This is a genomic window from Pseudomonas fluorescens, assembly GCF_001307155.1.
Lineage (GTDB): Bacteria > Pseudomonadota > Gammaproteobacteria > Pseudomonadales > Pseudomonadaceae > Aquipseudomonas > Aquipseudomonas helvetica.
Map to the genome: position 1 here is coordinate 4,783,214 of NZ_CP012830.1, position 10,357 is coordinate 4,793,570.

Sequence of the window (10,357 nt, forward strand, 5' to 3'; positions counted from 1 at the left end):
CACCAGAAGGTGGGCCGTTGTTTGAGCAAATCGCGGAATAATCAGTCCTGGCGGCTGGTCACTTCCAGCAGGTGGTAACCGAACTGGGTCTTGACCGGACCTTGTACGGTGTTGACCGGAGCGCTGAAGACCACGGTGTCGAATTCCTTGACCATCTGGCCTGGACCGAACGAACCGAGGTTGCCACCGTCACGGCTCGACGGGCAAGTGGAGTTGGCTTTGGCGATTTCGGCGAAATCAGCGCCGCCTTCGATTTGGGCTTTCAGTTCGTTGCACTTGGCTTCGGTGGCAACCAGGATGTGGCGGGCAGTGGCTTTGGCCATGAGAGAAATCTCCATTCAATGTTCAAGTAAGGTGCTGAGCCTACCGGATTCAGTGACCTATTTCTCGTCAAAGTTCCGTCAAACCATTGCCTGCTGTCGCGACGACTTGCCGTCGCCGCCGTCACCCAACATCAACAAACCCTAGAGACCGACGCCTTTCAAGCGTTCGGCATGCAGCAAGTATAATTCGACGGGGTCGATGCCTTTGCGTATCAGACCGGCCGTTTGATTGATCGCATCCAGGTGGTCCATTGGGTAATCGGAGCGCAGGACGGTGCCCAGGTGCGAGCTGTAGCGACCGACCATCCCGTCGTTTTGCTCGGTCTCGCGAGTGAAAAACCTGGAAAACCCTCGACAAAAAGCGTGCAGTGGATCGAGCGCATGCAGCCCTGCATCCAGCAGGTTGCCCTGCAATGTGCCACTCCAGGAGTAGTAACGAACGCCGTTGACCAGTTCTTCGCCGTTGCCACCCCAGGTCTTCGGCAGGCCTTGAGGGTATTTGGCATTGAAGGCCGCGACGCCTTCAGTCGTTAAAGCGTTGAGGGCGGCGACGGCGTTCTGCGGGATATTCGGGTTGCCACTGATAAACGACAGGAATTCGACAAACAACGTCGAGACTGCCACTGCGACGTGTTCTGGCAGGTGGCCGGGGGTCAACGCTTTGCGCAAGCAGTCGGCGAGCTCGGAGCCATGGTTCGGTCCGCTGACCGAGGTCACCGAAGCGATGTTCTGGGGGGCCATCGCTGCGGCATAACGAGCGGTCAGTGCACCTTGGCTATGACCGATCAGATTGACTTTGCTCGCGCCGGTGCCTGCCAGCACCCGATCGATTTGTGCCAGCAGTTGCTCGCCACGGACCTCATTGCAGTGAGTGGCCGAGAGGTGGGGTATGAACACTTGAGCACCAGTGTTCCTCAGTGCCTGTTTTACGCCATGGAAGAGTTCCAGTTTGCCGATACTTTCGAATCCGAAGAGACCATGGACCAGCAGGATCGGGTGTTGCGTGATTGCATTCCGTTGCATGGGCGTACCTGTATTCCGTAAGTTCGAGTGGGGTTCACGTCCTCACTCTAATGCAGGGCGACAGGCGAGCGGTGTGGGAAAAAACCGCTAGAAACTGTTGAAAGCGGAATAGAAATAGCGGGAAAGATCAGATTTTTTCGAGGCATTGCTCGGAACATTTTGAGATCTTTTCGTCAGTGATTGTCTGGCACTGCCGTTCCAGAGGTGCAACTGGAACGGCAGTGCCGGGCAATTGATCGCTGAGTACTTGTATGTGGGTTTGTTCAGATGCCCGCTTCAGATCCGCGCAGTTTCAGGCTGGCGTTGCGCAACAATTGCTCGGTCGCCTCCCACCCCAGGCAGCCGTCAGTCACCGAAACGCCATAGCGCAGCGACGTGCTTAACGGTTGGCAGCCTTCGAACAGATGACTTTCAAGCATCATGCCGATCAGCGAGCGATTGCCGCTCAGGCGTTGCTCAAGCACTTCGTTGAACACGGCTGGCTGGCGTAGCGGGTCTTTACCGCTGTTAGCGTGGCTGCAATCGACCATGATCCGCGAGGCAATCTTCAGTTTCTGCAAGTCGTTCTGTATTTGAGCGACGCTCTGAACATCATAGTTTGGCCCGCGATGCCCGCCGCGCAGTACCAGATGTGTATCCGGGTTGCCCTGAGTCTGAATGATTGCCGGGTGCCCCTGGCTGTCGACACCGAAGTGCCGATGCGGATGCGCTGCCGAGCGCATGGCGTCGGTGGCTACACCGACACCGCCATCTGTGCCGTTCTTGAAACCGACCGGCATGCCCAGGCCGCTGGCCATTTCCCGGTGAATCTGTGATTCGGTGGTGCGTGCGCCGATTGCGACCCAGCTCAGCAGGTCATCGAAGTAGCTGGCGGCCATGGGTTGCAGCAGTTCAGTGGCGATCGGCAAACCGAGGCGAAGCATTTCGCGCATCAATTCACGGGAGAGGGTCAAGCCGCCGACCATGTCGTCGCTGCCATCCAGGTGCGGGTCGTAGGCCAGGCCTTTCCAGCCTACCGTGGTGCGAGGCTTTTCGATGTAGGCGCGCATTACCACAAGCATTTCATCGCTGACGTCGGTCGCAAGCCGGGCGAGCTTGCCAGCGTATTCGAGGGCTGATTGCGGGTCGTGTATCGAGCAAGGGCCGACGACGACCAGCAGACGGGAGTCTTCACCGTCGAGAATCGCGCGAACCGCTTCACGGTGGGCAGCGACCTGTTGGGTCAGCGTGAGGCTGAGTGGCAATTGGTGCTTGAGTTGCAGCGAGCTGGGCAAACGCTGGGTCAGCGCTTCATTGGCCGGGCTCAAGGTGGACAGTGGCAGAGCAGAGATGGACGAGTTCATATTCAGGCTTCCTGGGCTGGCAGCGGGTTCGGTCCCGCGCGCTCGGCCCTACTGGGGTGTTCGACAATTGGCCGGGTTGGCTTCGAGTGTGTGCATGCCACCTGTGGGTGACCGATCGGAGGCGGCAGGCTGTCCCGAGCGGAGGCTGGTAAATCGCCAGGCGGAAAAACTGTCGTAACGGTAATAAGTGGCGTAGTTCATGTCGTGATTCCTTGAAGTCAGTGATGTCGCTAAAAATGTATGGGGCTGAAAAAACAAAACCCCCGGTCGGGAAGCCGACCGGGGGTAGAGAATTCTCTGGTAGGCGACCCCTTGAGTAGTGGGCGCCGTGTGGGTATCAGGCGCGCCAGTGGCTAAACCAATACCCAAAATAAAAGTTTACCGGTGCGCAGACGCCATTTACCCGTGCAGCCGCAACCGAGCGCAGGGCGCTGGCGGTGTGACGCTGTGAAGGGGTATGCGGCATGGTCTGTCTCCGATGAATGCGCCGAGCTTACTAGAGGCGGGTGTGCAGATTCAATCAGTAAATACTATCGGCTCGCAGGTCAGTTTCTATGGCTTAAGCACGGCGTAGCTTTGTGCCACACTTCGTGATTGCTCGCGGACACTCATCAAGGACAACGCAGATGACGACACTGACCATCGCTGCCGCACAATCGATCTCGATTGCCGGGGACCTTCGCGCCAACATTACTCGGCACCAGCACTTCATCCAGGTCGCCGCCGAGCAGGGCGTACAACTGTTGGTGTTCCCCGAGTTGTCACTCACGGGGTATGAGCGTGGATTGGCGGCGCAATTGGCGATCGCGCCGGATGCAGCGGTTTTGCAGCCACTGCGGGATCTGGCTCAAGAGCTGGGTATCACCGCTGTGGTCGGAATGCCAATTCGCCTGGCGGCCGATTCGCCGGTACTGATTGGCGCGCTGGTACTGGCTGCCGACGGTTCGCTGGGGGTCTACAGCAAGCAGCATCTGCATTCGGGCGAGGAGGTGGCGTTTGCACCGGGATCGGGCGGTTCGCTGCTGACAATAGGTGACGATACGATCGCGTTGGCGGTGTGCGCGGACTTTTCGCATGCCAGTCATGCCGCTGCGGCCGCCGACAAGGGGGCAAATATCTACGCCGCCGGCGTGCTGATTACCGAAGGTGGCTATGCTCCGGACACTGCATTGCTGCAGGGTTATGCCAGCGAGCACTCGATGGTGGTGCTGATGGCCAATCATGGCGGTGCAACGGGCGGTTGGGAGTCGGCGGGGCGCAGTGCAATCTGGGCGTCGGACGGTTCGCTGATCACAGCTGCCCCGGGAACCGGGGATTTACTGGTGATCGCCCGTCGAAATTCCAGCGAATGGAGCGGCGAGGTCCTGCCCGTGGTCAGTGCATGAGGAGGGCAAATGGATCTTGAACTGCGGTCGGCCTCGGCGGAACATTTGTCATTTGCGCGAGCACTGACGTGCCAGGCGATGCTTGGCTATTACATTCGGCATGACCTACCGTGGATCGACGAGGCTTTCGATGTTGCCTGGGCAGGTCGGGAAAACTGGCTGATTTGCCAACATGCATCGGTGCTGGGTTTTACCAGCCTGAGCCGCGACTCGAAAGCCCTGTACATTCGCGAGTTGCATGTGGTCGAGGCCTCTCGCGGTCAGGGCGTTGGCACCTGGGCCCTCGAACAGGTGTATTCGAAAGCCTGTGCGGAGCGACGTCCGGCGCTGCGTCTGACGGTGTTCAAGGACAATCCCGCCCAAGCGCTTTATCAACGCATGGGCCTGGAGATTGTCGGGCAGGACGATTGTTTCCTGAGGATGGAGCGCAAATGTTCCCGCTGAAACCTCTGTAAAGCCTGTAGCTCAAGCCATTCAAGACCAATTGAAACTTTTTATATAGCGCTTGCTGCTAGGTCTACCGGATGCTTTTTGCTAAGGTGTTCGGCAACCAATAAGACCATATCGCGAGGTGTCTGCTTGATTAGGGTGCTAGTAGTCGATGACCATGATCTCGTTCGTGCAGGTATTACACGAATGTTGGCTGACATCGATGGTCTGCAAGTAGTCGGCCAGGCTGAGTCGGGGGAGGAATCCCTGCTTAAAGCGCGTGAGTTGAAACCGGATGTGGTGCTGATGGACGTCAAGATGCCTGGGATCGGCGGTCTTGAAGCCACGCGCAAGTTGCTGCGCAGCCACCCGGACATCAAAGTCGTCGCTGTAACCGTGTGCGAGGAAGATCCGTTTCCTACCCGACTGTTACAGGCAGGTGCCGCGGGCTATCTGACCAAGGGCGCAGGGCTTAATGAAATGGTGCAGGCGATTCGCCTGGTATTTGCCGGGCAGCGTTATATCAGTCCGCAAATTGCCCAGCAGTTGGCGATCAAGTCGTTCCAGCCGAGCAATGATTCGCCCTTCGACGCACTGTCCGAGCGGGAGATCCAGATCGCCCTGATGATTGTCGGCTGCCAGAAGGTCCAGATCATTTCCGACAAGCTATGCCTGTCGCCAAAAACCGTGAACACCTACCGTTACCGCATTTTCGAGAAGCTTTCGATCAGCAGCGATGTTGAGTTGACGCTGTTGGCGGTTCGTCACGGCATGGTCGATGCCAGCCTCTGACAATGACTGACCCGTTTGATCCAAGCGCCTTCCTTTCGACCGTCAGTGGGCGCCCCGGTGTGTATCGCATGTTCGACAGCGATGCGCGCCTGCTGTATGTGGGCAAAGCCAAGAACCTGAAGAAACGTCTGGCGAGTTATTTCCGCAAGACCGGTCTGGCACCCAAAACGGCTGCATTGGTTGGCCGGATTGCCCAAATTGAAACCACCATCACTGCCAACGAAACCGAAGCACTGCTGCTTGAGCAGACGCTGATCAAGGAATGGCGGCCGCCTTACAACATCCTCCTGCGAGACGACAAGTCCTATCCGTACGTATTTCTTTCGGATGGCGATTTTCCACGCCTGAGCATCCATCGCGGTGCGAAAAAGCTGAAGGGCAAGTACTTCGGTCCTTACCCGAGCGCCGGTGCGATTCGTGAAAGCCTGAGCCTGCTGCAAAAGACCTTTTTTGTTCGTCAGTGCGAAGACAGCTACTACAAGAACCGCACGCGACCTTGCCTGCAGTACCAGATCAAACGGTGCAAGGCACCTTGCGTTGGCCTGGTCGAACCGCAGGTGTACGCCGAGGATGTGCGTCACTCGGTGATGTTCCTCGAAGGTCGCAGCAATGCGCTGACAGACGAGCTGTCCGCAGGCATGGAGCAGGCGGCGAGTACCCTCGATTTCGAACGGGCGGCCGAGCTGCGGGATCAGATTTCCCTGCTGCGCCGGGTGCAGGATCAACAGAGCATGGAAGGCGGAACGGGGGATGTCGACGTCATCGCGGCGTTCATCAACCCGGGCGGTGCCTGTGTTCATCTGATCAGTGTGCGTGGCGGACGGGTGCTGGGCAGCAAGAACTTTTTCCCACAGGTGGGTATTGAAGAAGATGTTGCCGAGGTGATGGCGGCGTTTCTTGGCCAGTACTTCATCAGCAGTCCCGAACGCGACTTGCCGAGCGAATTGATCGTCAATGTGGTCCACGAGGACTTTCCGACCCTGATCGCGGCCATTGAAGAGCTGCGTGGTCGTGAGTTGACTATCAGCCATCGGGTCCGTGGTACGCGAGCACGCTGGCAGCAACTGGCCGTGACCAATGCCGAGCAGGCGCTCGGGGCGCGTCTGGCCAACCGTCAGCACGTTGCCGCACGGTTTGAAGCCTTGGCGCAAGTGCTTGACCTGGATGAGCCACCGCAACGGCTGGAATGCTATGACATCAGTCACTCGAGCGGCGAAGCGACAGTGGCGTCTTGCGTGGTGTTTGGCCCCGAAGGACCGCTGAAGTCCGACTACCGCCGCTACAACATCGAAGGTGTCACACCGGGCGATGACTACGCGGCGATGCATCAGGCGCTGACTCGACGCTTCAGCAAGCTGAAGGACGGCGAGGGCAAGTTGCCGGACATCTTGCTGGTGGACGGCGGCAAGGGGCAGTTGTCCATGGCGCGTGATGTGCTCAACGAGTTGGCCGTGCCTGACCTGATTCTTCTGGGCGTGGCCAAGGGCGCGACGCGCAAGGCCGGGTTTGAAACGCTGTATCTCAATGACGCCGCCCATGAGTTCACCTTGCGCGGGGATTCTCCGGCGCTGCACCTGATCCAGCAAATTCGCGATGAGGCTCACCGATTCGCCATTACCGGTCACCGCGCGCGACGTGGTAAAACCCGCCGCACTTCAACGCTTGAAGGCGTTGCCGGGGTAGGGCCGACACGGCGGCGTGACCTGTTGAAACATTTTGGTGGATTGCAGGAGCTGTCTCGTGCAAGCATCGAAGAGATCGCCAAAGCACCGGGGATCAGTAAAAAGCTCGCTGAGTTGATTTATGCAAACCTGCACAGCGAGTAGAATGCCCAACTCACCTCGTAGCCAGTTGTGCCGATGAATATCCCTAATCTGATCACCGTTCTACGCGTTCTACTTATTCCAATCTTCATTTTGCTGTTTTACCTGCCGTACCAATGGAGCTACCTGGCGTCCGCCTCGGTCTTCGCGTTCGCTGCGGCTACCGACTGGCTGGATGGCTATTTGGCCCGCCGCCTGGAACAAAGCACACCGTTCGGCGCATTTCTCGATCCGGTAGCCGACAAACTGATGGTCGCAGTGGCATTGGTGCTGCTGGTGCAAGAGCATGGCAACCTGTGGCTCACGCTGCCGGCTGCGGTGATCATCGGCCGTGAAATCGTCGTCTCCGCACTCAGAGAGTGGATGGCCGAACTGGGCGCGCGTGCGCATGTTGCCGTCTCGAACCTGGGCAAATGGAAAACCGCTGCGCAGATGCTGGCGCTGGTGATCCTGCTGGCCAATCCGTCGGACTTCAGCTTTTGGGTTCTGGTGGGTTATACCTTGCTGATGGTCTCCGCAGGCCTGACGTTGTGGTCCATGGTGCAATATCTGCGTGCTGCCTGGCCGCATCTGAAAACCGATGTAGAAAAAAAATAAAACTTTTTTGAATCAAGGGGTTGACGAGACTTCCAAATTCTATAAAATGCGCCACACCAAGACGCGGGAATAGCTCAGTTGGTAGAGCACGACCTTGCCAAGGTCGGGGTCGCGAGTTCGAGTCTCGTTTCCCGCTCCAAATACAAAAAAACGCCACTCTATGAGTGGCGTTTTTTTTTGTGCGTTATCTTATTGGTACGTCCATTCGCAACGTAAAAAACCTCGTAAAAATTACAGCCTCAAGGACATGGATGGCTTGCACCTATTCGTCAGCTCGAAGGGTGCCAAGAGCTGGCATTTTCGTTTTAACTGGCTGGGTAAACCGGCTCGCATTTCCTTGGGAATGTATCCGGAAATAAGCCTTAAAGACGCTAGGCTGGCACGCGATCAAGTACGAGCCTTGGTTGCCAAGGGCGCTGACCCTCGCGCAGCTTGAAGAGAGGATCGTTTTACCGCTTTGGCGGCTGATGAGAACTCCTTTACAGCGGTCTTCCTCGCATGGCGAACCTTCAAGGCAGTCACACTGAAGCTGGGACGCCCTTGATGGATTGATGAGGGGTAGAGGACGTTGAGTCCGGTGCTGACAGGCGGTTGTTGGTTACAAAGTCAGCTGCCCACTGTGCAAAGGCGTCTTCCCCATAGCTGAGGGCAGCAGCACCTACACGGTGGGCGGAATTGCTGTGGCGCTGGACGGTATGAAAACCGCCTGTGGTGCCAGCCTGATCGCCAGTGATCCGAAGGGGGCTGTGATCAGCTGGCAGCCAAGCACTTCAAGGCGGGGTATCCGACTGTTGTGACTACTCGATGTCGTGCAAACGTAATCACAGGACGAACGAGAATACAGTGAACACCCCCGCCTGGGCAGGCACAAGGCGATGAGTTGATTGAGTAGATCGAATAGGCCGGGGCGCCAAATGAAATGTAACCGGTTTTTAAGGGGGTATAGTTTGTGTTATCAGCTGTGGCCACAGCCTTGTCCCCTATGCAAAGGGGCGTTTCCCAGCGACGGCCACAGTGATCTACCCGACTACGATGTATGTCTCCGGTGAGCCTACCCCCCGACGCTGATCGCTTAGGGGCGGATGAATAACCTCTTGAATCACAACAACTAGTTCTTCACCGTTTCCTCAAGACTAAAACGTCCCAACGGATTTTGCTGGAAGTGTTCGATGTTTTTGCGCGAAACGTTGATGTACGGGCTGTAGTAGAGGTCGATCCAGTTGACGTCCTGCTTGGCCATCGTCTGCAGGTCGGTATACATCTGCTTGCGTTTGCTCGGGTCCACTTCGACTCGTGCGGTAGCGACCAGATCCTTGACCTTGTCGTTCTTGTAGCGGGTCATGTAATTCATGTTGGTGTCGTGCCCCAGAACGAAGGTGGTCTTCTGGTCCGGATCAAGGATGTCGTTGGTCCAGTACATCACGGACAGATCGTAATCGCCGTCGATCAGCATTTGCCAGCTCTGGGTCGGGTCGACTTTCTGCAAGGTGACAGTCACCCCCGCTGCTGCGAGTTGCTGCTGAACCAGGACGGCGATCTGCTCATCGGCCTCGTTGCCAGCGTTGACTACATAGTTGAGCTTCAGGCGTGAAGCGCCAGCATCCGCCAACATTTTTTTTGCTTTTTCCGGGTTATACGGGCGCTGCAGATTATCGGCATTGTGATAAAGCGCACCTTTAGGGATATATGAATAAGCCACTTGGCCATGGCCGAAAGTCACGGTATCGACCAGGGACTTTTTGTTGATTGCAAGATCCAGTGCTTGGCGCACTTCAGGCTTGGCCAGCAGTCCGTGTTCATGATTGATCAATAAGTGATCTTCCCGGGTGGAGGGGTTCATGTGCACGACCAGGTTGGAGTCCTTCTTCAGGGTTTCGACGCGGGAGAAGGGGACGAAGATTGCCGAGTCCAGTTCGCCTGCCTGTACCTTCAGCATCCGCGTATTGTCATCCGGTATGGAGATCCACTCCACGCCATCCAGACTGACTTTGTCGGCCTGCCAGAAGTTGGGATTCTTCTCCAGTACGACGCGATCCCCGCGCAACCACTCTTTGACGGTAAAGGCACCGGACGCAACAGGCTCCTGGGCGTAGGCCTCCTCACCCATTTTTTCCATGGCTTTCTGCGATAGGATGGAAACATTGGGTAATGCCAGTTGCGAGAGGAACGGCACAGAAGGGGTTTTGAGCGTCACTACCAGCGTCTGTGGGTCGATCGCTTCAGCTTTGTCGATAATCTTGTAAGAGTCGCTCCATAGCGACCCTTTGTTGTCGCGAATGCGCAATAGGCTGAACACCGCATCGCTGGCGGTAATCGGTGAGCCGTCGGAGAACTTGGCCGAGCGCAGCTTGAAGGTGTAGATCAGGCCGTCATCGGAAATTTTCCAACTTTCAGCCAACCCCGGTACCAGCTTGGTACCCGCGTTGTCGACACGCACTAACACATCATAAACATTGGAGAACACCCAGTTATCACGGTTCTGTGCGCTTTTGATCGGGTCGAAGGTTGTGCTTTCTTCACGGCAACCGATGGTCAGTACGCCTGCCGCCTGGGAGACACCGGCTGCAAGTGTGCAAGCAGCCAGCGTAGCGGCGGTCAACAGTTTCAGATGTTTCGATTTCATGGTCAAAATCCTTCTTGAT

10 protein-coding genes, 1 tRNA gene and 1 pseudogene are annotated in these 10,357 nt (G+C 56.9%); 8 read left to right on the forward strand and 4 right to left on the reverse strand.

The features are described from left to right. Positions 1–41: 41 nt before the first annotated feature. The 3 genes from AO353_RS21805 to AO353_RS21815 form a co-directional block, all read right to left on the reverse strand. Positions 42–323, reverse strand: a complete 282-nt coding sequence (locus AO353_RS21805; RefSeq protein WP_054596819.1) for a peptidylprolyl isomerase — start codon at positions 321–323, stop codon at positions 42–44. Positions 324–464: 141 nt separating this feature from the next. After that, complete coding sequence (locus AO353_RS21810) at positions 465–1,346, reverse strand: esterase/lipase family protein (protein WP_054596820.1); 882 nt, start codon at positions 1,344–1,346, stop codon at positions 465–467. A 263-nt stretch (positions 1,347–1,609) separates the two neighbouring features. Continuing rightward, complete coding sequence (locus AO353_RS21815) at positions 1,610–2,689, reverse strand: 3-deoxy-7-phosphoheptulonate synthase (RefSeq protein WP_054596821.1); 1,080 nt, start codon at positions 2,687–2,689, stop codon at positions 1,610–1,612. A gap of 626 nt (positions 2,690–3,315) precedes the next feature. On the opposite strand from AO353_RS21815, the gene AO353_RS21820 reads away from it, so the two are divergent. The 8 genes and pseudogenes from AO353_RS21820 to AO353_RS30025 all read left to right on the forward strand — a co-directional run. Next, on the forward strand, positions 3,316–4,074 hold the full coding sequence (locus AO353_RS21820; protein ID WP_054596822.1) for a carbon-nitrogen hydrolase family protein: 759 nt from the start codon (positions 3,316–3,318) through the stop codon (positions 4,072–4,074). A gap of 9 nt (positions 4,075–4,083) precedes the next feature. Then, complete coding sequence (locus AO353_RS21825; RefSeq protein WP_054596823.1) at positions 4,084–4,518, forward strand: GNAT family N-acetyltransferase; 435 nt, start codon at positions 4,084–4,086, stop codon at positions 4,516–4,518. 135 nt (positions 4,519–4,653) lie between these two features. Beyond that, entirely contained in the window at positions 4,654–5,295 is a 642-nt protein-coding gene (gene uvrY / locus AO353_RS21830) for a UvrY/SirA/GacA family response regulator transcription factor (RefSeq protein ID WP_081013790.1), read from the forward strand. A 2-nt stretch (positions 5,296–5,297) separates the two neighbouring features. Continuing rightward, positions 5,298–7,121: an excinuclease ABC subunit UvrC gene (uvrC, locus tag AO353_RS21835; RefSeq protein ID WP_054596825.1), complete on the forward strand. Its 1,824-nt coding sequence runs from the start codon at positions 5,298–5,300 to the stop codon at positions 7,119–7,121. 33 nt (positions 7,122–7,154) lie between these two features. After that, positions 7,155–7,715 (forward strand): CDP-diacylglycerol--glycerol-3-phosphate 3-phosphatidyltransferase, encoded by a 561-nt coding sequence (gene pgsA, locus AO353_RS21840; RefSeq protein WP_054596826.1) that lies wholly within the window; start codon positions 7,155–7,157, stop codon positions 7,713–7,715. A 63-nt stretch (positions 7,716–7,778) separates the two neighbouring features. Further along, a tRNA-Gly gene (locus AO353_RS21845) sits at positions 7,779–7,854 on the forward strand. Between the two features lie 21 nt (positions 7,855–7,875). Further along, positions 7,876–8,151, forward strand: coding sequence for an Arm DNA-binding domain-containing protein (locus AO353_RS30020; RefSeq protein ID WP_081013791.1), 276 nt, complete (start codon positions 7,876–7,878; stop codon positions 8,149–8,151). 151 nt (positions 8,152–8,302) lie between these two features. After that, a pseudogene (locus AO353_RS30025) lies at positions 8,303–8,512 on the forward strand (PAAR domain-containing protein); the annotation flags it as partial. 311 nt (positions 8,513–8,823) lie between these two features. Here AO353_RS30025 and AO353_RS21850 read toward each other — a convergent pair. Beyond that, the gene (locus tag AO353_RS21850; RefSeq protein ID WP_054596827.1) at positions 8,824–10,338 is read right to left on the reverse strand and encodes an ABC transporter substrate-binding protein; all 1,515 of its coding nucleotides are present in this window, start codon (positions 10,336–10,338) and stop codon (positions 8,824–8,826) included. Positions 10,339–10,357: the final 19 nt, after the last annotated feature.